Here is a 24,403-nt window from a genome sequence, read left to right on the forward strand (position 1 = left end):
GGTCTCAACGCCCTTGCAGGGACTTCACGTTGTCGCCGAACGTCCAGTTCTTCGAGCCGTCCCAGTTGATTGACCAGGTCATCAGGCCCTTGAGGCTCGTGCCGTAGTGCTTCCACGCCTGGGAGACCAGGGACGGCGACATGTAGCCGCCGCCCGCGCCCGACTGGGCGGGCAGGCCCGGGACCTGCTTGTCGTAGGGGACCTTGATCGTCGTACCCTGCACGACCAGGCCCTTGTTGAGGCAGTCGGTCTGGGCGGTGAAGCCCGCGACCGTGCCCGCCGAGTACGAGTCGCCGGAGCAGCCGTACATGCTGCCGTTGTAGTACTGCATGTTGAGCCACCACAGGCGGCCGTTGTCCGCGTACTTCTTCACGATCGGGAGATACGCGCCCCAGATCGAGCCGTACGTGATGCTGCCGCCGGTGACGTACGCCGTCTCCGGGGCCATCGTCAGGCCGAAGTTGGACGGCATCTGGGCGAGGATGCCGTCGATGATGCGGATCAAGTTGGCCTGGGACGTGGAGAGTTGGCCGATGTTCCCGCTGCCGACCAGGCCCGTCTCGATGTCGATGTCGATGCCGTCGAAGTTGTACTTCTTCAGGATCGGCACGATCGTCGAGACGAACTTGTCGGCGACCGTGGACGAGCTGAGGTCGATGCCCGCGGCCGCGCCGCCGATCGACATCAGGATCGTCTGGCCGGAGGCCTTCGCCGCGCACATCTCGGCGGGCGTGGCCACCTTCACGCCCGCGTCCATGCCGTCCTCCCAGAGGGCGGTGCCGTCCGAACGGATCACCGGGAAGGCCGCGTTGATCACGTTGTAGCCGTGGGCGGCGATCGCGGAGTTGGTGATCGGGGTCCAACCGAAGGGCGGATGAACGCCGTTGGAGGAGCCGTCCCAGTTCTCCCAGTAGCCCTGGAGGACCTTGCCGGCCGGACGGGATTTCACGGCGCAGGTGTCGGCCGCGGATGCGGTGGGGGCGGTGGCGATCGTGAGGGGGACGAGGAGGGTGGCCGCGGTGAGGGCGGCGGTGACGAGGCGACGGAGCATACGGGCCTCCCGGTGGGGGTGCGGTGAGGTGTCGTAGGCATGACAGTGCGCGTGGTCCAGACCTTTCGTCAAGAGGTCTGTACCAGTCGATGCCGGTCGGTGCCAGTCGACGCCAGTCGATCGTGCTGACAAGTATGGAATGACAGATATTGAAATCTGTCATCTGTCATGCCAAGGTGGACGCATGACGATCCAGACGCGCACTCTCGGAACCACCGGCCCCCAGGTCTCCGCCCTCGGCCTCGGCTGCATGGGCATGTCCGCGCTGTACGGCGAAGCGGACCGCGCCGAGTCCATCGCCACCATCCACGCGGCCCTCGAAGCGGGCGTGACGCTCCTCGACACCGGCGACTTCTACGCCATGGGCCACAACGAGATACTGATCGGCGAGGCCCTGCGCACCGCCCCCGCCGCCCGCCGCGAACAGGCCCTCACCAGCGTGAAGTTCGGGGCCCTGCGCGACCCGGCCGGCGGCTGGAGCGGCTACGACGGCCGGCCCGCCGCCGTGAAGAACTTCGCCGCGTACTCCCTCCAGCGCCTCGGCGTCGACCACATCGACGTGTACCGCATCGCCCGGGTCGACCCCGGCGTACCGATCGAGGAGACGGTCGGCGCGATCGCCGAACTGGTCGAGCAGGGCTACGTCCGGCACATCGGCCTCAGCGAGGTCGGCGCCGACACGATCCGCCGGGCCGCGGCCACCGCGCCGATCGCGGATGTGCAGCTGGAGTACGCGCTGATCACGCGCGGCATCGAGGACCGGATCCTGCCCGTCACCCGGGAGATGGGGATCTCCGTCACGGCGTACGGCGTGCTGTCGCGCGGGCTGATCTCCGGGCACTTCACGACCGACCGGCAGCTCGGCGCGACCGACTTCCGGGCACACTCGCCGCGCTTCCAGGGCGAGAACCTTCAGCACAACCTGACCCTGGTCGAGCAGTTGCGGAAGCTCGCCGAGCAGAAGGGCGTCTCCGTCGCCCAACTCGCCATCGCCTGGGTGCTGTCGAGGGGCGAGGACATCGTGCCGCTCGTCGGCGCGCGCACCCGGGAGCGGCTCGCGGAGTCGCTGGGCGCGCTGGACGTCGTACTGGACGCGGCGGATCTGGCGGCGATCGAGGCGGCCGTACCGGCGGACTCGGCGATGGGCGACCGCTACCCGTCGGCGATGATGGCGCACCTCGACAGCGAGCACTGATCCCGCCTGCGGGTACGGTCTTCGTCATGGCACCGAGCGAGACCCTGACCGCCGAGCGCATCCTCGAAGCGACCGAGGAGGTGCTGCGCCGCCACGGCCCGGCCAAGGCCACCGTGGTGGACGTGGCCCGCGCGCTCGGCGTCAGCCATGGCACCGTGTACCGGCACTTCCGCACGAAGGCGGCCCTGCGCGCGGCGGTCACCAAGCGCTGGCTGGACCGGACCTCGGAGAACCTGTCCCGCTTCACGGCCGATGCCCGCGACCCCGAGACCCGCCTCCGCGCCTGGCTGGCGGGCCTCTTCGACGCCAAGCGCCGCAAGGCGGGCGACGATCCCGAGATGTTCGCCACCTACATGGTTCTCGCCCAGGAGGCGGGCGACGTGGTCGACGAGCACCTCGACGAACTCATCGGCCAGCTCACCGCGATCATCGGCGCGGGCGTCGAGAGCGGTGTCTTCAAGGTCCCCGACCCGGCCGTCGCCGCCCGCACCGTCTTCCAGGCCGCCACCTGCTTCCACGACCCGTCCTACGCGCGGGAGTGGCGGAAGCCGGGCGCGGACGCGGAGTTCGAGGCACTGGTGGAGCTGCTGGTGCGCGGGCTGCGCAACTGACCGCCGGTACCGGTCAGTTCACCTTCACGGTGACGGTCGGGGAGTACGTCGTGCCGGCCGCGATCCGCAGATGCTCCTGGCCCTTGGTGTTGAGCTTCGCGGTGAGCGAGTAGCTGCTGCCGTTCTTGACCGTGGTGCTCCCGTTGAGCGCGTTCCACTTCCCGGACTTCTCGTGCTGGAGCACCAGCTTGGTGCCGACCTTCAGGCCCTTGGTGCGGCCCGCGAAGGTCACCTTGTCACCGGCCTTCACCGTGCTCTTGTCGGCCTTGACGGTGATCGAGCCCATGGCGCTCGGACTCGGGGAGGCGGCGAAGGCGCTCGCCGTCCCGGCCGACAGCAGGGCGAGGCTCAGGGCACCGGCGGCGATCGTACGAGTGCCGCGACCGCGGAGTGTGACGTTCACGAGGGACTCCTGTCGTTCGGATGGGCGTTCGGCTGAGCACGCCCATCCATGCTGATGCCGGTCGCCCGCGACGGCGAGTCGAGAGCGTCAGCGCCCCGCGGCGCAGGCCCAGAACTCCCGCATCAGCGCCGTCGGCGTCGGGCTGGTCATCGCCACCTGGGTCAGCAGGACCGTCACCGTGCCCGTGGGCGGGACCACGTGGGCCGCCGTGCCGGTGCCGCCGACCCAGCCGTAGCGGCCGGGGACGTTCCACGGGTCGACCGGAGCGACGTCGACCTGGCCGCCGTAGCCCCAGCCCTGGCCCTCCAGGAACAGGGCCGAGGCGTCGCGCTGGGCGGCGGTGAGGTGGTTGGTGGTCATGCGGCTCACGGAGGTGGGGGAGAGGACCGGGGTGCCGTCCGGCGCCGCGCCGGCGTTCGCGAGCATCCGGCCGAAGGCCAGCAGGTCGTCGGCCGTCGAGACCAGGCCGCCGGCGCCCGAGGGGAAGGCCGGGGGCCGGCTGAAGCCGCCGTCCGGGGTGTCGGCCTGCTCCAGGGCGCCCAGCTCGCCCGGGGTGTAGGCGGTGGTGAAGCGGGTCCGTTTCGACTCCGGCACCGAGAACCCCGTGTCCGCCATGCCCAGCGGCCCGAAGAACCGCTCCGCCAGGAAGTCGGGGAACGACGAGCCCGAGGCGCGGGCGACCAGGACGCCCTGGATGTCCGAGCAGGTGTTGTACAGCCACGCGGCGCCCGGCTGGCGCACCATCGGGATCCGGGACAGCGCGGCGAGCCACTCGTCGGGTCCTGGCTGGAGGTAGGGCGCGCGGCCGTCCTGCTGGAACGCGAGCAGCTCCTGGACCGCCGCCAGGAAGAAGTCGTCCGGGAATCCCCAGCCGGCCCGGAAACTCAGCAGGTCCTCGACGGTGACGGGGCGGTCCGCGGGCACGACGTCCTCGACCGGAGAGGACGGCGTGCGGACCACCGTCGGCTTCGCCAGCTCCGGCAGCCACTCCGCCACCGGCGCGTCCAGCGCGAGCCGTCCGTCCTCCACCAGCGCCAGCACCGCAGCCGCCGTGACCGGCTTGCTGACCGAGGCGATCCGGAAGATCGCGTCGCGGGCCATCGGGGCGGTGCCTTCGACGTCGACGGAGCCGACGGCGACCACCTCGACGTCGTCGCCGCGGGCCACCAGGCCCACCGCCCCCGGCACGGTGCCGTCGTCGACGCGTCGCCGCAGGGTGTCGTGGAGAGAGCTCATCGGTCGGCCTTCCGGTCCGGGGAGTCGTATCGGATACGACTCTGCCCGCCTCCCGAACTCATCGCTCCCCGGTCAGTCGGCGGACGGGTCCTTCGTCGCCTGGTGCTCCTCGGCCAGATGCTCCTCCGCCTTCAGCCAGGGCAGGAACTGCGCGTTCTTCTTCCAGCCGCAGGTGTCGCACACGATCGTGCGCTGCGCGCCCTTGCGCTGCACGCGGACGACATGTTCCCGCCCGTGCTGGTCCCAGCGGCTCACTTTGCTCGTGTTGATCTGCAACATGCGCCTCGCCTCCGTTCAGGAGTCTCCGGCAAGGAGTGTGCAGCAAGACCAACATCAACGGGGCGCAATTCACGCCGAGTTGTCCAAGCTGTGAACATGACATCCGGAGTGACGACTGGCGTGACGTCCGGTATGTCAGCCGATGGTGCGCGGCAGCCGCAGGCTGAGCAGGCCGGTCAGGACGACCCCGGCCAGCTGCGCCAACAGCGTTATCGCCAGGGCGTGTTGCATGCCCATCCCCGGGACCAGGGAGAGGAAGAGGGTGCCGAGGGTGGCCACGCCCAGTGCCAGTGCGGACTGCTGGGTGGTGACCATGACGCCGGCGCCCACACCGGCACGGGCGGTCGGCACCTCGGACAGGATGATCCGGAAGATGATGGGGAGTTGGAGCGCCTGACCGGCTCCGGCGACGGCCGCGCCGGGGAGCAGTTCGACGAACCCGAGGTGCGGCCAGGAGCGCCACACGGCCAGCACGATCAGCCCCAGGCCCACCGCCTGGATGACCGAACCGGCGGTCACGACCCGCGTGCCGTACCGGTTCACCAGGCGCGGCCCGGCGAGCGAGGCGAGGAAGAAGGTCACCGCCAGCGGGACCAGCGCGAGGCCCGCCGCGACCGGGCCGAGACCCGCGCCGCTCTGCAACGCCACCGCGATCACGAACATGAACCCGCTGAACCCGATCGCGAACGGCACGATCATCACCAGCCCGCGCCGCAGCGAGGTCAGCGCCAGCAGACTCGGCGGCACCAGCGGCGTACGGCCCTGCCGGTCCGCCCTGCGCTCCACCGCGTAGAACGCCGACGCGAGCCCCGGGAACGCGGCCAGCGACAGCCACGTCCACAGCGGCCAGCCCGCCGCCCGGCCCTCGGTCAGCGGCACCAGCAGCGCCAGCAGGGACGCGCCGAGCAGGAAGGTGCCGGGGACGTCCACCGGCTCAGGGTGCTGCGAACGCGTCTCCGGTACGACCTTGGCGGCCAGGACCAGGCCGACGATGACGACCGGCACGTTCACCAGGAACACCGCGCGCCAGCCGGTACCGGCGATGTCGGCGGCGACGAGGACCCCGCCGAGGATCTGGCCGGCCACCATGGCGAGGCCGGCGGTCGCGCCGTACAGGCCCATGGCCTTGGCGCGGCGCGGACCCTGGGTCGCGGCCTGGATGGTGGCGAGGACCTGCGGGAGCATCGCCGCGGAGGCGGCGCCCTGCGCGATCCGCGCGGCGACCAGCGTCCACGCGGTGGGCGCGAGCCCGCACGCCAGCGAGGTGACGCCGAAGGCGGCCATCCCGCCCAGGAACAGCCGACGGCGCCCGAACAGGTCGCCGAGCCGGCCGCCGAGGACGAGCAGCACGGCGTACGAGACTCCGTAGCCGGCGACGACGAGTTCGAGGACGGCCTCGCTCGCCGAGAGGTCCTTGCCGATGGTCGGCAGGGCCACGTTCACGATGAAGAAGTCGATGAGGGGCAGCGCCGCGGCCAGCAGCACCGTGAACAGTCCGAGGCCGCTGAGCACGGGTGCCGCCGCCGGGGATTTCACGGTGCGGGAAGCGATGGTTTCGGTCACGCTGATCAGCCTGCGCTTCTCGCGAGACTGGTACCAGAGTGTCCTTATCCTGGTAGCAGGACTACCTGGAAACAGGCTCCGTACAGCGGCAGACTGGAGCGATGACGACCATGGCACAGGAGACGGTGACCGAGCGGACGACACCCGCGCCGCAGACCGCGTCGACGGTCCGGCGCCATGAACTCGCCGCGTTCCTGCGCCACCGCCGGGAGCACATCACCCCCGAGCAGGTCGGCCTGCCGCGAGGCACCCGGCGCCGTACACCGGGCCTGCGCCGCGAGGAGGTCGCGCAGCTCGCCGCGGTCGGGGTCACCTGGTACACGTGGCTCGAACAGGCGAGGGACATCCAGGTCTCGGTACAGGTCCTCGACGCCCTCGCCCGCACCCTCTTCCTGGACAGCAGCGAACGCACCCACCTCTTCCAGCTGGCCGGTGCGATCGACCCGCGGCCGGCCACGACCTGCGCGGTCGTCACGCCCGCCCTGAAGATGATGCTGGACCAGCTGGACCCGATCCCGGCCTGCCTCCAGAACAGCAGGTACGACATCCTCGCCTACAACCGCACCTACGGGATGCTGCTCTGCGACCTGGACGGGGTGCCGCCCGAGGACCGCAACTGCATGATCCTCTCCTACACGCACGAGGAGTGGCGGTCGTCGATCGTGCACCTGGAGAAGACCCAGCGCCTCATGGCCGCCCGCTTCCGCGGCTCGATGGCCGACCACCTGGCCGACCCCACCTGGAAGACCCTCCTCAAGCGCCTGCGCACGTCCCCCGAGTTCTGCGAGGTCTGGGACCGCCACGAGGTCATGGGCGCCAGCCCCCGCCGCAAGGAGTTCCGCAACACCCACGTGGGCCGCATCACGGTCGACCACACGGATCTGTGGTTGGGCCCGGCGAGGGGGCCGAGGATGGTTACGTATGCGCCGGCGGACGGCGAGTCGAGAGAGCGGCTGGAGCGCCTGTACGCACTAGCACAGGCAAGGTAAGTCACCCCAGGGGCGCGGGGAACTGCGCGACCAGCCACAGCGGACCCGCACTCGCAAAACTAGGCGTTGATCCCAGCCGCTTCGCGTACTTCAACAGACGCCAACTTCTCAGCCGTACGCTCAGCAGTCCGCCGAGCCCAAGCCCCACTCGTCACCGCCCCCAACACCAGCACGGCCACCCCGCAGGCAACGAGGATCCACCACCCGGGCCGAGCCGCAGAAACAAACGTCTCCTTGTACGACGACGCCACCACCCCGGAAGCCAACACCGCCCCCACCACGGCAACCCCAAGCGTCTGCCCCAACTGCCGACTCGTGGAAGCAACGGCCGCCGCAACCCCGGCCTGAGCCCGAGGCATCCCGGACACCGCAGTGTTAGTGATCGGCGCGTTCACAAACCCGAACCCGATCCCGAACAGCGCGTACCCGATGAACCGCGAGACGCCCGACGTCTCCGCCTCGAACCCCGCGAACATCACCGCACTCGCCGTCATCGCCGTCCCCGCGATCAACAGGGATATTCGCGGCCCGTGACTACCGACCAGCCGCCCCGAGATCGGCGCGCAAAGGAACGTAGGCACAGCCATCGGCAGCATCCACAACCCGGCGTGCAGCGCGTCAAGACCGACCACGTTCTGCAGATACAGCGTGGACAGGAACAGGAACCCGCCCAGCGCCGAGAACGCACTGATCGCGATCACCGTCGCCCCACTGAACGGCGCCGACCGGAAGAAGCGCAGGTCGATGAGCGGCTCATCGCGCCGAGGCTCGTACCAGAGCAGCGCGCCGAGCGCGGCCAACGCCAGCACCGCGAACGGCAGGATCGAGGTGAACCCGGAGCTCGGCGCCTCGATGATCGCGTACGTCAGCGAACCGAACAGGGCGATCACCAGGAGCTGACCGACCGGGTCGGCACGGCGGGCCTTGGGCGCGCGGGACTCGGGGATGAACTTCAGCGTGAGCAGCAGCGCGGCCAGCCCCACCGGCAGGTTGATCCAGAAGATCGAGCGCCAGCCGACGGAGTCCACGAGCAGCCCGCCGATCAGCGGCCCCGCAGCCATCGATATGCCGACGACCGCACCCCACACCCCGATCGCCCGGGCCCGCTCGCGCGGCTCGGTGAAGGTGTTGGTGATGATCGACATGGCGACCGGGTTGAGCATCGAGCCGCCGACCGCCTGGATCATGCGGAACCAGATCAGCGCGTCCAGATTCGGCGCCAGGGAGCAGAGCAGGGAGCCGAGGCTGAAGACCACCAGGCCGGTGATGAAGACCCGCTTGCGGCCGATCCGGTCGGCCGTGGAGCCCGCCAGCATCAGCAGGGAGGCCAGGACCAGGGTGTACGCGTCGATCGTCCACTGCAGACCGGAGGTCGACGCGTGCAGATCGGTCTGCATCGCGGGCAGCGCGACGTTCAGGATGGTGACGTCCAGGCTCACGATCAGCAGACTCATGCAGCAGATCGCGAGCACCAGCTGTCGGCGGCGGTGGCTGAGCTCGGGCATGCGCACCATCGTACGCCAAACTCGATAGTGCGGCTAACTAATTACCGATACACGATCTTCGGACCCGGGCACCCGGCGCCGTACGGGACAATGGAGCAATGTCCACGCCCGTCTCCGCGCCCGTCTCCCCGCCCGTGTCCCCGGCTGTGACCCCGTTGCAGGTCGGCCCGCACACCGTCTCGCCGCCCGTCGTCCTGGCCCCCATGGCCGGGATCACGAACGCGCCCTTCCGCACCCTGTGCAGGGAGTTCAGCGGTGGCAAGGGCCTGTTCGTCAGCGAGATGATCACGACCCGGGCGCTGGTCGAGCGCAACGACAAGACCATGCAGCTGATCCGTTTCGACGAGACCGAGAAGCCTCGCTCGATCCAGCTGTACGGCGTCGACCCCGCGACCGTCGGCAAGGCCGTCCGCATGATCGCGGAGGAGGGGCTCGCCGACCACATCGACCTCAACTTCGGCTGCCCGGTGCCGAAGGTCACCCGCAAGGGCGGCGGCTCCGCGCTGCCGTACAAGCGGAACCTGCTGCGGGCCATCCTGAAGGAGGCCGTCAGCGGGGCCGGTGACCTGCCCGTCACGATGAAGATGCGCAAGGGCATCGACGACGACCACATCACGTTCCTCGACGCCGGACGCATCGCCGTCGAGGAGGGCGTCACGTCCATCGCGCTGCACGGACGCACGGCCGCCCAGCACTACGGCGGTACGGCGGACTGGGACGCGATCGCGCGGCTGAAGGAGCATGTGCCGGAGATCCCCGTGCTCGGCAACGGCGACATCTGGTCGGCGCAGGACGCGCTGCGGATGGTGCGGGAGACCGGGTGCGACGGGGTCGTGGTCGGGCGCGGGTGCCTGGGCCGGCCGTGGCTGTTCGCGGATCTCGTGGCGGCCTTCGAGGGGCGTGAACAGGACGTCCTGGAGCCGTCGTTGCGTGAGGTCGCCGACGTCATGGTGCGGCACGCGACGCTGCTCGGTGAGTGGATCGGGGACGAGGCGCGGGGAGTCATCGACTTCCGCAAGCACGTCGCCTGGTACCTGAAGGGCTTCGCGGTCGGCAGCGAGATGCGCAAGAGGCTCGCGATCACGTCGTCGCTGGAGGAACTCCGTTCCGGGCTCGACGAGTTGGACCTCGACCAGCCCTGGCCAGTGGGCGCGGACGGGCCCCGCGGCCGTACGTCCGGCAACAACAGGGTGGTGTTGCCGGACGGTTGGCTGAAGGACCCGTACGACTGCGCGGGGATCAGCGAGGACGCGGAACTGGACACGTCCGGAGGCTGAACATCCTTCGGTGACTGGTCAGTTCTTCTTCGGGTGGGGCGTCGAGCCGTACGCCGTGAGGAACTTGTCGCGGAAGTCGCTCATCTTCCACACCGGGGCCTTGTGGGCGGGGCGCAGGCCGTCGGTCCAGTTCCAACTGTCGATCTTCTCAAGGACCTTGGGGTCCTTGGCGACGATCGAGATCGGCACGTCACGGCTGGCGTGGTTGCCGCTGACCCGGGCGATCGGCTGGTGGTCGCCGAGGAAGACGAGCACGGTGTTGTCGTTGCCGTAGCGCTCCAGCCACTGGGTGAGGGAGTTCACCGAGTACTGGATCGACTTGCCGTACTCCTGGCGGGACTTGGTGGTGTCGGCGATGACGCTGGACGCCTTGTTGCCGGCCTTCTGGATCGCGTCGAAGATCGAACCGTTGCCCAGCTGGTCCCACGGGACGAGCTTCGGGATCGGCGCCCAGGGCTGGTGGCTGGAGGTCAGGATGATCATCGACATCAGCGACTTGCCGTCGGCGCGCGGCTTGCTGTGCACCTGCTTCTGGAACTGCTCCAGCGCGTACTGGTCCGGCATCGTCGACCAGCTGAACTTCGGTCCCTTGTAGCCGAGTTGGAAGGCGTTGTAGACGTTGTCGAGGCCGTAGAAGCTCTGCTCCGGCCAGCCCTTCTGGATGCCCGGCATCACGCCGACGGTGTCGTAGTCGCCGGTCTTCTTGAAGGCGTCGGTCAGGCTCAGGTGGTCGCTGGCCATCACCGTGCGGTAGCGCTGCTGGTTGCTGACCCACAGGCCCGACATGGTGGTGGAGTGGCCGAGCCAGCTGCTGCCGCCGTAGGTCGCCGAGGTCAGCCAGCCGCTCTTCGCGGCGAAGCCCGCCTTCGAGAGGGCCTTGGTGTCGGCGGCGAGCGTCGAGTCGACACCGGGCGCCATGATCGGGTCCTCGATCGCGCTACGGCCGTAGCTCTCGATGAAGGTGAAGATCATGTCCTTGCCGCGGAGGTCCGGGACGAGCTGGCTGCCGGGGGTGTTGCCGAACGCGTCGACCTTGGCGACCTTCTTGAACTCGGCCTCGTCGCGCAGGGTTTCCTGCATCGCGCGCACCTGGTACTTGATGACGCCGGCGGTGTGGTCGGCGGCGAGCGGGATGCCGTGGAACTCCAGCGCGAAGGCGGTGAGGGTGATCCACACCGTGCCGGCGATCAGGGTGCCCTTGGTGGCGATGGCCTTGTAGGCGACCAGGACGTTGCTGAGCCGGACCATCGCCAGCGCGACCAGGACGATCAGCGCGACGATGAGGGCGATGAGGGCGACCGTGATGACCTGGGTGGCCGTCCCGCCGAAGGTGTCCTTCAGATACCCGCGGGCGTCCCCGAACAGGCTCCAGTCCAGGATGATGTTGAAGTGCCGGCCCAGGTATTCGTTGAACCCCATGTCGAACATGTTCAGCACGGCGATCGCCCCGACGAGCGCGCCGAACCCCGCGGCCACGATGATCCGGGCCCGCCGCGGCAGACTCAGCAGAATCACCGCCGCCATGATCGCCTCGGCGGGCAGCCGCGCGAACTCCATCAGCCTCAACTGCCCCAGCGTGTTGGGCATTTCGAGGCAGATGTAGACCAGCACGGCGGCGAGGAACGTGACGACCCAGGAGAGGGTGAGCGCGGCGACGGGGTGCTTCTCCCGCCAGGCTTGCATACGGCGCCGGAGGCCTAGGCGGCTGCTCCAGGTGCGTAGGCCTGGGCGTTTGGGGCGGGGGGTGGTGGCTTCCGTGGCGCCGGGGGCGGTGTCTGCGGCTGCTTCGGGGTCGGTTGAGGTGTCCGCGTCCGTGTCGGTGGCTGAGGCGTCGGGTTCGGCTTCGGTGTCCGGGGCGGTCGCGGTGGCCTTCTCGGCGGCCTCGGTGTCGGGTGCTTCGGAGCCTGCGGCTCCGGGGGCGGGGGCGTCGACAGCCTCGGCTGTCCCGGACTTCACGGTGCTGGACGCGGTGTCGGGCGCGGCTTCCGCCGTAGCCTCGGAGGGCGTTTCTACGGCTCGTTCGGGCGCGGGGGCCTCGGCTTGGTCGGGCTCGGCAGCGGGAGAAGCGTCGGCTTCGGGCGCGGTGCTTGCAGCGGAGCCGGCCTTGGTCGCGGAGCTGGCAGGCGAACTGGCCTCGGTCTTGGCGGCGGTAGAGGTGCCGGCTTCGGTCTTGGCGCCCGCAGGGGAATCGGCCTCGGCCTTGGCGCCCGCAGCGGAGCCGGCCTTGGTCGCGGCGTCGGCGGAAGGCCTTGCCTTGCTCTTGACGCTCGCGAGGCGGTCCGCCTTGGTCTTGCCGTCGGCGCCCGCCGACAGGTCGGCCTCGGCCCCGGCCTCACCGACCGCGGAACTCCCCGCGCCCGCCTCGGACTTGGACTCGGTGCCGGAGGCCTCCGGCGTTGCTATCGCGGGGTCCGGTGTCGGTTCGTCGTTCGTGTCCGGCGGCAGTACCTCGCCATCGGCTGCCCCGGCCGTATTCGGTGTCTGGCGTGTGCTCGTGTGCTGAGGCAACCCGAAGGTCCTTCCGTGCGAGGCCCGTGATCGGAGTGGAGGGGCGGTCCGACTGGGGAGGCAGGACCGCCGCTCTTCCGTACGAGTTGCCTCGGGCCCCTGTTCACGGAACTGGGCAAACACCCGGCAAACGCCTTATCACCGTTGTGTCACGCGCCCCCGACCGCCGTGAGCAGCGCCAACGGAGCCGCCGCCGAACGGGACTCCCGTACGCACGCGTGCGGGTACGGAACCGGCTCCGGGTGGGTGTCGCGGCCGTAGCCCGCGAGGACCTCCGGGAGACGGTGGCCGGTCGCCGTCGCCGCGTCGACCAGCGCGTGCGCGACCGTGCGGGCCTCGTCGTGCAGGCCGTAGCGGGCCAGGCCGAGGGTGATCAGCGCGTTGTCGTGCGGCCAGACCGAACCCCGGTGGTACGAGAGCGGGTGGTACGCCGCTTGGCCCGAGGCCAGGGTGCGGACGCCCCAGCCCGAGAAGAAGTCCGGCGCCAGGAGCCTGCGGCCGACCAGTTCGCCGTACTCCTTGTCCAGCAGGCCGGACCAGAGCAGGTGGCCTGCGTCCGACGCCAGCGCGTCGACCTGCCTGCCCTCCCCGTCCAGCGCCAGCGCCGGGAAGGAGTGCTCCCGCATCCAGAAGTCCCGCTGGAAACGGTCCCGTAGGTCCGCCGCGGCCTGTTCCAGGAGGGCCGCGTACGTCTCGTCCTCCCACACCGTCCGCGCCACCCACGCCGTGCGGCGCAGCGCGTCGTACGCGTACCCCTGCGCCCCCGCCGCCATCACCGGACCACTCGCCCGCGTGCCGTCGGCGCCGCAGATCGCGCCGGGGGAGTCCTTCCAGTTCTGGTTGGCGAGGCCGCCCTGGTCCGCGCGGTAGACCAGGTAACCGCGCGAGGTCAGGCCGCCGTGGTCCAGCATCCAGCCGATCGCGGCACGGGCGTTGGGCTCCAGGCGGCGAGCCAGGGCCGTGTCGCCAGTCTGCTCCACGTACGCGCCGAGCAGCACCAGGAACAGCGGCGTCGCGTCCACTGAGCCGTAGTAACGCCCGTACGGCACCTGCCCGAAGTGCGCCAACTCACCGTGCCGCACCTCGTGCACGATCTTGCCGGGCTGGGAGACCGACTCGGGGCCCACCGCCGTCGCCTGCGTCGCGGCCAGCGCCGGCAGTGTGGCGGCGGCGAGTTGGGGGCGGTAAGGGAGCGCGAAGAGGGAGGTCAGGAGGGCGTCCCTACCCAGCAGGGTGAGGAACCACGGTGCCCCCGCCGCCGGTACGCGCAGCTCCTCGCCGTCCGGGCCCGTCGCCGGGACCTGGAGCGAGGCCAGGTCCGACAGGCCCCGGGCGCAGGCGGCCGCCAACTCCGGCCAGCCGGTGGGGAAGGAGACGCCCTGGACGTACTCGCCCTCCAGGGCGATGAGTTGGTCGTTCAGGGCGGACGGGGAGCGCGGTACCCGCAGGGCGCGCTTGTCGCCGTGCGGGCGGGCCATCACGCGGAGCGCCAACTCGGCGGTGCCGTGCGGTTCGAGGTCCAGGGTCCACACCATGCGGCGCGCGCCGGTGCCGGTCTCCTCGACGCCGTCGGGAGCGGGCTCGGCCGTGACCGTCGTACAAGAACGCCATTCGCCGCGCTGGTAGGCGAACTCCACGCCGTCCTCCAGGACTTGGCGGGAGCGGGTGGCGCCGATCTTCGCGTAGGTGCGGTAGTCGGAGCGGAGTTCGAACTGGTCCGTGAAGTCGGCGTCCGCGGTGACCGCGAGCCGGACCGTGGTCGGCACCGGGCGGTTGCTGGTCACCTTCAGCGATTCGACGAACGCGCCGTCGCCCACGGCCTGTTCACGGAAGAGCGTGTGCGCGGGCGGCTCCTGGCGGCCGCCGCGCGGGACGAGGACACAGCGCGCCATGTCCCCGTCGGCCACCGGCGTCAGCGCCTCCGGCACCGCGCCGTCGACCGTCAACTGCCAGCGGCTCAGATGCCGGGCGTCCCGTACGAATAACCCGTCCGGGGAACTGCCGCCCCGTACGCCGCTGATGTCCCCGCCGTCGCCCACGGCTGCGAACGTCCCGCCGTGCACGAGCAGATGATGCCGGTCCGTCATCCCCGGTCCCCTCCCTTGACTCTCTTGGCGACCTTGACTTCTGTGTCACTGACGTCGGCGTCAGTCACGTGTGTCACTCATGTCGAACGTGCCGAGACCCGCGGCGGACACGCCGTGCCCGGGGGGCTCGTGAAGCAGATCGAGGGTCAGCGCGGCGGTCCAGCTGAAGCCGGTCGCGCCGCACGCCTCGCCGTCGTACGGGTCGACGTACTCGGCGAAGTCGGTGGCGGCGGCGGTCTCCAGCACCGCCGTGCGCAGCGCCTCCGCCCGTGTCCGCTCGCCGTGCAGCCGCAGTCCGCGCTCCAGCAGCCAGCTCGTGTTGAACCAGGCCGGCCCGCGCCAGTACCGGTGCGGGTCGAACGCCTCGCCCAACAGGTCGTAGCTGGGCGGCAGTCGGGTGGTGTCCCCGAGCCCGAAGTGCGGACCGGACGCCGTACGGACGAGGGCCGTGGTGATGTCCCGGGGCAGGTCGGGGAGGAGCAGCGGGATGAGCCCGGAGATGCTCCGCTCGGGGATGAGACCCTCACCCCTGACGTCGCGGCAGAAGAACATGCCCTCGGCCGGGTCCCACAGCCGGTCGATCAGCACCCCGGTGAGGCGTTCCGCGCGCGCGTGCCGGGCCGTGCCCGTCGCGCCCAACTCCCGTGCGATACGGGCCAGTGCGTGCTCGGAGGCGATGAGCAGCGCGTTGAAGGACGGGTCCTCCACCGCGAACTCGCTTGCCCCGTCGGCGTATTCGCCGTCCCGGTAGTCCGTCGCGAGGCGCACGTAACGGCCGTAGTCGAGGTCCGTCGGCCGGTCCTCAGCCGCTCCGTGGTCGAGGTCGGCGCGGCGGAAGGAACGGGCCGGGGCCGGCGGGATCCGGCCCAACGGGGCGTCCCAGCAAGGGCTGTTGTCCATACCCTGTTCCCAGGGGTGTACGACGGACGCGAGCCCGCCGCCGCCCAGGTCCCGCCGGTGCAGCAGATAGCGGTGCCAGGCGGCCAGCCGGGGGTAGACACCGGCGAGGAAGCCACGCGCGCGGGAGAGGCCCGGGTCGGCGCAGTGGACCAGCCACGCTGCCAGCGCGTGGACCGGTGGCTGCACGATGCCCGAGGTCTGTACGGTGCGCGGGGCGCCCGCGGTGCGCCCCGCGGTCGAGGAGCGCCAGAAGTCGGGGCTCGGGAAGTACGCGTCGAGCGGTACGGAGGGGTTGAAGACGATGTGCGGGATACGTCCGTCGCCCCACTGGGCGGCGAGCAGCGTCTCCAGCTCCGTCTGCGCCCGCAGCGGCGAGAGGTGCCGTAGACCGATCGCGATGAACGCGGAGTCCCAGGACCACTGGTGCGGATACAGACCGCGGGAGGGGACGGTTGAGGTACCCGTCCAGTTCCCTTCCAGTACGGCAGCCGCCCTGAGGTGCAGCGAACCTGACAAGGGTGGCGGATCGTATACGAAGGTGCGTTCCACGGGGAGGGCTGTGAGCTGGGCAGTGCGATCCACTCGGGACTCCACGAAACACATCGTGCCGACCGGTTCGGTCATGGCTACCGTAGGGTTACGTCTATTTAACACGCAAAACTCAATATGTAATGCAGGGTTGAGAAACACAAGGGGGTGCGCATGACTGGACGAGGTCAAGCGAGCGCCGGCGATCTGCTCGAACTGGTACGCACCGGGCGCGCCACGACCCGCGGCGCCCTCCAACAGGTGACCGGACTCTCACGCGCGACCGTCGGCCAGCGCCTGGACCGGCTCTTCCGTGCGGGCTGGCTGCGCGAGGGCGCGGGCGGCCCGGTGGACTCCCCGCTGGGCGGGCGCCCGTCGATCACCCTGGAATTCGACGACGCCCACGCCGTAGTCCTCGCGGCGGACCTGGACACCCGCCACGCGCGTGCGTGCGTCCTCTCGCTCACCGGCGAGATCCTCGCCGAGCACGGCGGCACGCTGGTCATCGAGGACGGGCCGGAAGCCGTACTGGGCGAACTCGGCCGCTGGTTCGCCGAGTTGCTGGAGAAGGCCGGGCATCAGGCGTCCGAGGTCTGCGGGATCGGGCTTGCCGTCCCCGGACCCGTCGACAGCGAGACCGGCCGCGTCGTCCAGCCGCCGATCATGCCCGGCTGGGACGGTTACGACATACGGGGCCGCCTGGCCCGCGCCTTCACCGAACACACCGGCGCCCCGCGGGTCCCGGTCCTGGTCGACAACGACGCCAACCTCATGGCCTACGGCGAACAGCGCACCGGCCACCCCGACTGCTCGGCCTTCGTGCTGGTCAAGGTGTCGACGGGTATCGGCGCGGGAGTCGTCGTCGGCGGTTCCATCTTCCGGGGGATCGACGGCGGCGCCGGCGACATCGGCCACATCCGCGTTCCGGCGGGCGCGCAGGCGCTGTGCCGTTGTGGTTCCTACGGCTGTCTCGCCGCCGTCGCGAGTGGTGGTGCCGTGGCGCGACGGCTGGCGGAGACCGGGGTGCCGGCGGCGTCCGGCTCGGATGTGCGGGACCTGCTGGCGTCCGGGCACCCGGGAGCGGCCGCGTTCGCCCGCGAGGCGGGACGGCAGGTCGGGGACGTGCTGGCGACCGTGGTGACGCTGCTCAACCCCGGGGTGCTGATGATCGCGGGAGACCTGGCCGGCACCTCCTTCCTCACGGGCGTACGGGAGCTGCTGTACCAGCGGGCGCTGCCGCGCTCCACCGCTCATCTGCACGTCCTGACCTCGCGGCTCGGCGAACGGGCCGGGCTGGTGGGGGCGGGGGCGCTGGTCGTGGAGCATCTGTACGCGCCGGAGCGGGTGGAGGAGCGGTTGCTGGCGCTGGGCATGTGAGGGCGCGGCGGGTGCGTGCGGTCCAGGGGCATGTGACGTCCGCGTTTCGGTCGCGAGACCCGTCCGGATGGTGAAATCCGGTCGGTTGTGGAAGCGTGATTCTCGCCACCTTTGATAGGGGTGGCGCTCAGGTGAGCGGATCTTGCGCGGCTGCACTTCTCCAAGGGGTGGCACTCCGTGCCACCCCTTGATCGTTCATCGATCGAAAACAGGCGAGCCGCGAACCGCTCATGTGAGCGCAAAAGCGCGCTGATGGGCCGTGCCGCGTTCAAGAAGTGAAAACATCCGCCGGTGTTCGCTTGCCGAGCTTTGACTTTCGATCCGCTGGCGGACTGCCGGTTACAGACGCATGACATGCAAGTGGACGTACCCAGACGCCTTCGATCTGGGTATGTTCCTGGCCGTCAGGGCAGCCACCCGCGTCCCGAGGAGTCGAGACCCGTGTCGGAAAACAAAGAACCCCACGTAGTGAAGTTCGTCTATGACTTCACCGAGGGAAACAAGGACCTCAAGGAGCTCCTCGGCGGCAAGGGTGCCAACCTCGCCGAGATGACGAACCTGGGCCTTCCCGTCCCTCCCGGCTTCACCATCACCACCGAGGCGTGCAAGACGTACCTCGACAGTGGCGAGGAGCCGGCGGCACTGCGTGACGAGGTGAGTGCACACCTCGACGCCCTCGAAGCGACGATGGGCAAGAAGCTGGGGCAGGCCGACGACCCCCTCCTCGTGTCGGTGCGCTCTGGGGCGAAGTTCTCGATGCCCGGCATGATGGACACGGTCCTGAACATCGGGCTCTCCGACAAGTCCGTGCAGGGCCTGGCGAAGCAGGCCGGCGACGAGCGCTTCGCGTGGGACTCGTACCGCCGTCTGATCCAGATGTTCGGCAAGACCGTCCTCGGCGTCGACGGTGACCTCTTCGAGGAGGCGCTCGACAAGGCCAAGGAGGTCAAGAAGGTCGCCGTCGACACCGAGTTGGACGCTGCCGACCTCAAGAAGCTGGTCACCCGGTTCAAGCGGATCGTCAAGACCGAGGCCGGCCGCGACTTCCCGCAGGACCCGCGCGAGCAGATGGACCTCGCCATCCACGCGGTCTTCGACTCCTGGAACACCGACCGCGCCAAGCTCTACCGCCGCCAGGAACGTATCCCGCACGACCTCGGCACGGCGGTCAACGTCTGTTCCATGGTCTTCGGCAACCTCGGCCCCGACTCGGGCACGGGCGTCGCCTTCACCCGCGACCCGGCCAGCGGCCACCAGGGCGTCTACGGCGACTACTTGCAGAACGCGCAGGGCGAGGACGTCGTCGCCGGCATCCGAAACACCGTCCCGCTGGCGGAACTTGAGCAGATCGACAAGAAGTCGTACGACCAGCTCATGCAGATCATGAAGACCCTGGAGAACCACTACAAGGATCTCTGCGACATCGAATTCACCATCGAGCGCGGCCAGTTGTGGATGCTCCAGACGCGGGTGGGGAAGCGGACGGCGGGTGCGGCGTTCCGTATCGCGACCCAACTCGTCGACCAGGGGCTGATCGACGAGGCGGAGGCGCTCCAGCGGGTCACCGGGGCGCAGTTGGCGCAGCTGATGTTCCCGCGCTTCGACGAGGACGCGAAGGTCCAGCAGGTCGGCCGGGGCATCGCGGCCTCGCCGGGTGCGGCGGTCGGCAAGGCGGTCTTCGACTCGTACACGGCGGTGAAGTGGTCACGTTCGGGGGAGAAGGTGATCCTGGTCCGCCGGGAGACGAACCCGGACGACCTCGACGGCATGATCGCGGCGGAGGGCATCCTCACCAGCAGGGGTGGCAAGACGTCGCACGCGGCCGTCGTAGCGCGGGGCATGGGCAAGACGTGTGTCTGCGGTGCGGAGGAACTGGAGGTCGACACCAAGCGGCGCCGGATGACGGTGCCGGGTGGTCACGTGGTCGAGGAGGGCGACGTGATCTCGATCGACGGGTCGAGCGGCAAGGTGTACTTGGGCGAGGTCCCGGTGGTCCCGTCCCCGGTCGTGGAGTACTTCGAGGGCCGGATGCACGCGGGTGCCGACGACGCCGACGAGCTGGTCGAGGCGGTCCACCGGATCATCGGATACGCGGACCGCGTACGCCGGTTGAGGGTCCGCGCCAACGCCGACAACGCCGAGGACGCGCTGCGCGCCCGCCGCTTCGGGGCGCAGGGCATCGGCCTGTGCCGTACGGAGCACATGTTCCTCGGCGACCGCCGCGAGTTGGTGGAACGCCTGATCCTGGCCGACACGGACACCGAGCGCGAGGAGTCCCTCAAGGCGCTGCTCCCGCTCCAGAAGGCCGACTTCGTCGAGTTGTTCAAGGCGATGGACGGACTCCCGGTCACCGTCCGCCTGTTGGACCCGCCGCTGCACGAATTCCTGCCGGACATCACGGAGTTGTCGGTCCGTGTCGCCCTCGCGGAGTCCCGCCAGGAGTCCCACGAGAACGACCTCCGCCTCCTCCAGGCGGTCCACCGCCTGCACGAGCAGAACCCGATGCTGGGGTTGCGGGGTGTGCGGTTGGGTCTGGTGATCCCGGGCTTGTTCACAATGCAGGTAAGGGCGATCGCGGAGGCCGCCGCCGAACGCAAGGCGGCGAAGGGCGACCCGCGCGCGGAGATCATGATCCCGCTCGTCGGCACGGTCCAGGAGCTGGAGATCGTCCGCGAGGAGGCCGACCAGGTCGTCGCGGAGGTGGAAGCGGCAACGGGCACGTCCCTGAAGCTCTCGATCGGCACGATGATCGAACTCCCGCGCGCGGCCCTCACGGCGGGCCAGATCGCGGAGGCGGCGGAGTTCTTCAGCTTCGGCACGAACGACCTCACGCAGACGGTGTGGGGCTTCAGTCGGGACGACGTAGAGGCCTCCTTCTTCACGGCCTACCTGGAGAAGGGCATCTTCGGCGTCTCCCCCTTCGAGACGATCGACAGGGACGGTGTGGGTTCCCTGGTGAAACTCGCGGCGAAGGCGGGCCGCGAAACCCGCCCGGACCTCAAGCTCGGCGTCTGCGGCGAACACGGCGGCGACCCCGAGTCGGTCCACTTCTTCCACGAGGTCGGGCTGGACTACGTGTCGTGCTCGCCGTTCCGGATTCCGGTGGCTCGGCTTGAAGCGGGGCGGGCGGCTTCGGCGGGGCAGGGGAGCGATCATCGGTAGGCGCATGGCTGACCTTTGGTAGGTCGTAGGGCGTCCAAGAACCCCGGAACTGCTGTCGGTCATCCTGACCCTCACCGACGCGGCGGTGGTTCCGGATTGCGAGGGGAGGGGCGGCACCCTGTGCGGGGGTGTCGCCCCTCTCTGCCACCGCAGGTTCGGTCCGCCTTTGGCTCAAGCCGTGATCACTTGGCCTTCGTGACAAGATCCGGGCGTGACGACGTTGTTCCTGACGGTCGGCCTGCCCGGGGCCGGAAAGACCACGAGAGCTCGGCAGTTGGCCAAGGAGCACAGCGCGCTGCGGCTGACGCCTGATGAGTGGATGCTCCCGCTGTTCGGTGATCCGCAGCCGGCGGGGAAGCGCGATGTGCTAGAAGGACGGCTGCTCTGGGTGGGGCTGGAGGCGCTGAAGCTGGGAACGAACGTGGTCCTGGATTTCGGCTGCTGGTCTCGTGACGAGAGGTCCGCGATCCGCTGGTTGGTGATGTCTGTCGGCGCGTCCTGTCACCTGGTGTACGTGCCGGTGGACCTTGAGACCCAACGCGCTCGGATCGCCCATCGCCAGTCGGCCACCCCTGATCAGACCTTCGCGATGAGCGAGGCGGACCTCGTGCACTGGAGGACACTGTTCGAGGAGCCCGACGCCACGGAACTCGATGGACTTGAGGTAGCAGGTCCACCTCCTGGGTGGTCAGGATGGCTGGAGTGGGCCGCCGAACGGTGGCCATCGCTCGCGTGACTGTCCGGCCAACCTTGTTGCCGCCCATCGCCGATCAGTGCAGGGCTTCCACGGCCTTCACGATTAGTGCGCGAGCCTCGGCACCGTAGACCGCCATGCCGCGCAACTCCTCGAAGGCCCTCAGGTACAGGGTGATTTCCGACGGCTCGGTGATGCGGACGCGGGCGGATATCAGCTCGACGCTGGCGAGGCGGTCGTCGTAGATGTGGAATGTTTCCCGCGGCCACTGGTCCCTCGGTGAAGAGGTCATCGGCACGATGCCGAGCGACACCTGGGGGAGGGCACCGGCGGTGAGGAGGTAGCCGAGTTGGGCCGCCATGGCTTCCGCATCGCATATCTGGTGGTGGAGGACGGACTCCTCGATCACGGCGACCAGCCGGTGCCCGGGCTCGTGGATGATCCGGCTTCGGGCGACGCGAGCTCTGGCGGCGTCGGCGCTGTCGTCGATCGGTACTTCTCGGAAGCGGGCGCTGATCCCTAGGACGCCTGCGGCGTAGCCCTCTGTCTGGAGCAGGCCGGGCACCAGGGAGGAGGAGTAGATCCGGAAGAGGGCGGTGTCCTGGAACAGCCGAGGTTCGCTGGCCTGAAGTGCCTTGAGGCCGTCGCGGACTTGAGCGCGCCATTCCGTGTACAGAGATTCCGCGTGCAGTGACCGTGCGATCAGGGGTTCGGCCTGGTCGACGGCGCCGCAGGCCCGGCACCACAGGCGGATGTCGGTCGCGGTCGGTGCGGTCTTGGCGTTCTCGATGCGGGAGGTCTTGGCGTGGTGCCAGTGGCATCGGCCGGCCAGTTCGACGACCGTCAGCCCGGCGGTCCGTCGCAGGTCGCGGAGTTGGCGGGCGACGACCTCGCGCGCGGCCTGGGCGGACGAGGACGGGGAGATGGGCATGAACTGGCCTGTCCGATACTGCCGATGTCAGTGGATCTCGTACTGGTCGTGCGGGACGGCTCGTTCCCAGACGGCCTCGAAGGCATCAGAACACAGTTTGGCCGCAGCCGGATCGTGGGTGACCTCGCCGCCCTGGGACGCGCCTTCGCCGCTGAAGTGGTTCCAGCGCACGACCTGTTCGTCGAAGAGCCAGAAGTCGTTTCCGGGCAGGGCGATGTCGGAGGCCCGGCGGCGGGGGAGCCAGCGAACCTGCTCGCCCGCGGCGACGTTCGTGAAGGTGCCGTCGTAGAGGAAGCGGGTGTACTCGCTGACGGGCTCCGACACGATCCGGGCTCGTCGGACGGTCACGCCGCGCGCGGCGGTTTGTTCGACCAGGTCGAGCCAGGGGCGCCACCAGGAGCCGCGGTCGGCACGGTCGTGCCGGAAGCCTTGACGCCACTCCGCGAAGGGGCCGCTCTCGTAGTCGACCCCGTAGACGTCCCGCATTTCCAGGTGTACGGCCGTGCGGGTGGCGCCGGAGAGGAGGTCAGCGAACGCTTGCGGCGGAACGTTCGACTGCATCGCAGGCCTCCCTGATCATCGGCACCATCCTGGCGGGGAGACGGACCACAGCCTCGTTCTCGGGGATGCCGACCGCGTGACCGGGTACCTCGAACGCCGCGCACTCCGCTTCGAGTTCGAGGTCCGGCTTCCATCCTTGGAAGACGAGTTCTTGCTTCTCCTGGTCGACCCAGACCGTGGGTGATTCGTAGTCACCGGTGTTCTGGTCGATTCCGATGAACAGCAGCGGCACGGTTTCCTCCAGCATCTGGTTATGCAGGACTGTGCAATACCGTCGTCCGGTGAGCTGGCCCCAGTCAAGAGCCAATTACCAGCCAACGGCTGGCTAGTGCTCTGTGCGCACATATCTGCACATTGCTGGAGCGCACGCGTATCGCACTCCTAGGTTCCGCAGTGACGACACGGCCCACGCTGCGAGGAGCGCTGACATGAGGCCAACCAATGCGCATCCGCCCACGGCCGAAGACAGGAATCGGCTCCCACCGGACATCGAGATGATGCGCGTGACCGCTGACCGACTGTTGGATCCGGACGCCACCCCTGGTGTTCTCCCGCTGAGCGCCGCCGAGTTGGACATCCTCATCCAACTGATGCGCGGGCAACTGGAATTGCTGATCCCCGACATTCAGAGAGTGACTGGCGAGCACCCCAAGAACGTCGCGCATTACTGCGCCTTGGCATGCGTCGGGGAGGCGCGGGAGAGGCTGCGCCTTGAGCCGGGTTCCGGATGGGACAGAGTGGTCGCCTACGGGAGACGTCTGGCCCGCGTCCTGAACGCCTTGTGCGATCACTACGAGAACATCGGCGTGCGCTCGTGATCTCAGGACTCAGTTCACACCGTGGACGGTGCCGCCTATCCCCGCGCCCGTCGCCCGCCGTCACTCGCAGGCGACCCCGTCCCCATCCCGGTCGAGGTGGGAGTCGTACCCGGGGTCGCCCCTGTGCAGGGGCGTGACGCCGGCCGCGCGGGCCGCGGTGCAGTTCGCGTAATAGGTGCTGCCGCCGCCGGAGTTGGAGTCGTCGGAACCAGAGCCGGAACCTGAACCCGAGCCGCTGCCCGCCGCGGCCTCCGCGGTGACCGTCTTCGTGACCTTGACGGTCTTGGTCGCGGTGACCGTGGGCGCGGGTGCCGGGGTTGCCGTCTCCGTCGTCGTCGCGGTGACGGTCATCGTCGGCTGGGGGCTGGCCGCTGCCGGCTTCGCGTCGGCCGTCGTGTCGGTCTTCTTGTTCTGGCCGGAGCCGCCCGCGCCGATGCCGATGAAGAAGGCCATGGCGAGGGCGGGGAGTACGTAGCGCTTGCGGGCCCAGCGGGGTGCGGGGCGGACCGGCTGGAACGGCGGCTGGGGCTGGGGCATGGGTGGTGTGGCGTACGGGTGGGTCATGTCGTCCCCCTGTGTCTGGTGAGACATGGACCGTATTGCCCCGGTGCGGGACGTGAGGGAAGAGTGACCATCTCGTGATGGTTATGTCGCTCGGAGTGAGCGGAGCGGTGGCGGGTCGGCTCTCGTACGCTGAGATCCCAACCGCTCGCCGACGCCTGTCCACG

The 24,403-nt window shown here is 69.4% G+C and carries 21 protein-coding genes; 8 read left to right on the top strand and 13 right to left on the bottom strand.

Features of this window, described 5'->3' with window-relative positions; genetic code table 11:
• Positions 1 to 4: 4 nt before the first annotated feature.
• Positions 5 to 1,051, bottom strand: a complete 1,047-nt coding sequence (locus tag OO69_RS33580; RefSeq protein ID WP_033284656.1) for a chitinase — start codon at positions 1,049 to 1,051, stop codon at positions 5 to 7.
• 184 nt (positions 1,052 to 1,235) lie between these two features.
• Between OO69_RS33580 and OO69_RS33585 the strand changes: the two genes are divergently transcribed.
• Entirely contained in the window at positions 1,236 to 2,246 is a 1,011-nt protein-coding gene (locus tag OO69_RS33585) for an aldo/keto reductase (protein ID WP_033284657.1), read from the top strand.
• Between the two features lie 26 nt (positions 2,247 to 2,272).
• Entirely contained in the window at positions 2,273 to 2,857 is a 585-nt protein-coding gene (locus OO69_RS33590) for a TetR family transcriptional regulator (protein WP_033284658.1), read from the top strand.
• Between the two features lie 13 nt (positions 2,858 to 2,870).
• Here the strand turns inward: OO69_RS33590 and OO69_RS33595 are convergent, their stop codons facing one another.
• From OO69_RS33595 to OO69_RS33610, 4 genes are all read right to left on the bottom strand, one after another.
• Positions 2,871 to 3,260: a hypothetical protein gene (locus OO69_RS33595; RefSeq protein ID WP_033284659.1), complete on the bottom strand. Its 390-nt coding sequence runs from the start codon at positions 3,258 to 3,260 to the stop codon at positions 2,871 to 2,873.
• Positions 3,261 to 3,347: 87 nt separating this feature from the next.
• Positions 3,348 to 4,496: a serine hydrolase domain-containing protein gene (locus tag OO69_RS33600; RefSeq protein ID WP_033284660.1), complete on the bottom strand. Its 1,149-nt coding sequence runs from the start codon at positions 4,494 to 4,496 to the stop codon at positions 3,348 to 3,350.
• 72 nt (positions 4,497 to 4,568) lie between these two features.
• Positions 4,569 to 4,775 (bottom strand): hypothetical protein, encoded by a 207-nt coding sequence (locus OO69_RS33605; RefSeq protein WP_033284661.1) that lies wholly within the window; start codon positions 4,773 to 4,775, stop codon positions 4,569 to 4,571.
• 135 nt (positions 4,776 to 4,910) lie between these two features.
• Positions 4,911 to 6,338 carry an MFS transporter gene (locus tag OO69_RS33610; RefSeq protein ID WP_033284662.1) on the bottom strand — a complete coding sequence of 476 codons (1,428 nt, stop codon included), beginning with the start codon at positions 6,336 to 6,338 and terminating at the stop codon, positions 4,911 to 4,913.
• A gap of 101 nt (positions 6,339 to 6,439) precedes the next feature.
• Between OO69_RS33610 and OO69_RS33615 the strand changes: the two genes are divergently transcribed.
• Positions 6,440 to 7,327, top strand: a complete 888-nt coding sequence (locus OO69_RS33615; RefSeq protein ID WP_033284663.1) for a helix-turn-helix transcriptional regulator — start codon at positions 6,440 to 6,442, stop codon at positions 7,325 to 7,327.
• A 59-nt stretch (positions 7,328 to 7,386) separates the two neighbouring features.
• Here OO69_RS33615 and OO69_RS33620 read toward each other — a convergent pair whose 3' ends face one another.
• Entirely contained in the window at positions 7,387 to 8,832 is a 1,446-nt protein-coding gene (locus tag OO69_RS33620; protein WP_033284740.1) for an MFS transporter, read from the bottom strand.
• Positions 8,833 to 8,930: 98 nt separating this feature from the next.
• Here OO69_RS33620 and dusB point away from each other — a divergent pair, with 98 nt between their 5' ends.
• On the top strand, positions 8,931 to 10,109 hold the full coding sequence (dusB, locus tag OO69_RS33625; RefSeq protein ID WP_051801359.1) for a tRNA dihydrouridine synthase DusB: 1,179 nt from the start codon (positions 8,931 to 8,933) through the stop codon (positions 10,107 to 10,109).
• Between the two features lie 18 nt (positions 10,110 to 10,127).
• Here dusB and OO69_RS33630 read toward each other — a convergent pair whose 3' ends face one another.
• The 3 genes from OO69_RS33630 to OO69_RS33640 all read right to left on the bottom strand — a co-directional run bounded on the left by OO69_RS33630 (position 10,128) and on the right by OO69_RS33640 (position 16,186).
• Positions 10,128 to 11,792, bottom strand: a complete 1,665-nt coding sequence (locus tag OO69_RS33630) for a sulfatase-like hydrolase/transferase (protein WP_051801370.1) — start codon at positions 11,790 to 11,792, stop codon at positions 10,128 to 10,130.
• 974 nt (positions 11,793 to 12,766) lie between these two features.
• Positions 12,767 to 14,704 carry a glycogen debranching N-terminal domain-containing protein gene (locus OO69_RS33635; protein ID WP_033284664.1) on the bottom strand — a complete coding sequence of 646 codons (1,938 nt, stop codon included), beginning with the start codon at positions 14,702 to 14,704 and terminating at the stop codon, positions 12,767 to 12,769.
• A gap of 60 nt (positions 14,705 to 14,764) precedes the next feature.
• Positions 14,765 to 16,186, bottom strand: coding sequence for an MGH1-like glycoside hydrolase domain-containing protein (locus tag OO69_RS33640; protein WP_051801372.1), 1,422 nt, complete (start codon positions 16,184 to 16,186; stop codon positions 14,765 to 14,767).
• A gap of 120 nt (positions 16,187 to 16,306) precedes the next feature.
• On the opposite strand from OO69_RS33640, the gene OO69_RS33645 reads away from it, so the two are divergent.
• The 3 genes from OO69_RS33645 (at position 16,307) to OO69_RS33655 (ending at position 21,407) form a co-directional block, all read left to right on the top strand.
• Positions 16,307 to 17,509 carry an ROK family protein gene (locus tag OO69_RS33645; RefSeq protein WP_033284665.1) on the top strand — a complete coding sequence of 401 codons (1,203 nt, stop codon included), beginning with the start codon at positions 16,307 to 16,309 and terminating at the stop codon, positions 17,507 to 17,509.
• 441 nt (positions 17,510 to 17,950) lie between these two features.
• On the top strand, positions 17,951 to 20,671 hold the full coding sequence (ppdK, locus tag OO69_RS33650; protein WP_033284666.1) for a pyruvate, phosphate dikinase: 2,721 nt from the start codon (positions 17,951 to 17,953) through the stop codon (positions 20,669 to 20,671).
• Between the two features lie 211 nt (positions 20,672 to 20,882).
• Positions 20,883 to 21,407 (top strand): AAA family ATPase, encoded by a 525-nt coding sequence (locus OO69_RS33655; RefSeq protein ID WP_033284667.1) that lies wholly within the window; start codon positions 20,883 to 20,885, stop codon positions 21,405 to 21,407.
• A 34-nt stretch (positions 21,408 to 21,441) separates the two neighbouring features.
• Here the strand turns inward: OO69_RS33655 and OO69_RS33660 are convergent, their stop codons facing one another.
• From OO69_RS33660 to OO69_RS33670, 3 genes are read right to left on the bottom strand one after another with little or no spacing between them, the layout of a single operon-like run.
• Positions 21,442 to 22,296 carry a helix-turn-helix domain-containing protein gene (locus tag OO69_RS33660; protein WP_033284668.1) on the bottom strand — a complete coding sequence of 285 codons (855 nt, stop codon included), beginning with the start codon at positions 22,294 to 22,296 and terminating at the stop codon, positions 21,442 to 21,444.
• 27 nt (positions 22,297 to 22,323) lie between these two features.
• The gene (locus OO69_RS33665; RefSeq protein WP_033284669.1) at positions 22,324 to 22,857 is read right to left on the bottom strand and encodes a DUF6879 family protein; all 534 of its coding nucleotides are present in this window, start codon (positions 22,855 to 22,857) and stop codon (positions 22,324 to 22,326) included.
• Complete coding sequence (locus tag OO69_RS33670) at positions 22,823 to 23,089, bottom strand: hypothetical protein (RefSeq protein ID WP_033284744.1); 267 nt, start codon at positions 23,087 to 23,089, stop codon at positions 22,823 to 22,825. The genes OO69_RS33665 and OO69_RS33670 overlap by 35 nt, the downstream gene beginning before the upstream one ends.
• A gap of 196 nt (positions 23,090 to 23,285) precedes the next feature.
• On the opposite strand from OO69_RS33670, the gene OO69_RS33675 reads away from it, so the two are divergent.
• Positions 23,286 to 23,675 carry a DUF6415 family natural product biosynthesis protein gene (locus OO69_RS33675; RefSeq protein ID WP_033284670.1) on the top strand — a complete coding sequence of 130 codons (390 nt, stop codon included), beginning with the start codon at positions 23,286 to 23,288 and terminating at the stop codon, positions 23,673 to 23,675.
• 60 nt (positions 23,676 to 23,735) lie between these two features.
• Here OO69_RS33675 and OO69_RS33680 read toward each other — a convergent pair whose 3' ends face one another.
• Positions 23,736 to 24,239 (bottom strand): excalibur calcium-binding domain-containing protein, encoded by a 504-nt coding sequence (locus OO69_RS33680; RefSeq protein ID WP_033284671.1) that lies wholly within the window; start codon positions 24,237 to 24,239, stop codon positions 23,736 to 23,738.
• Between the last annotated feature and the right edge of the window lie 164 nt (positions 24,240 to 24,403).

Source organism: Streptomyces sp. NRRL F-525, from assembly GCF_000716605.1.
Lineage (GTDB): Bacteria > Actinomycetota > Actinomycetes > Streptomycetales > Streptomycetaceae > Streptomyces.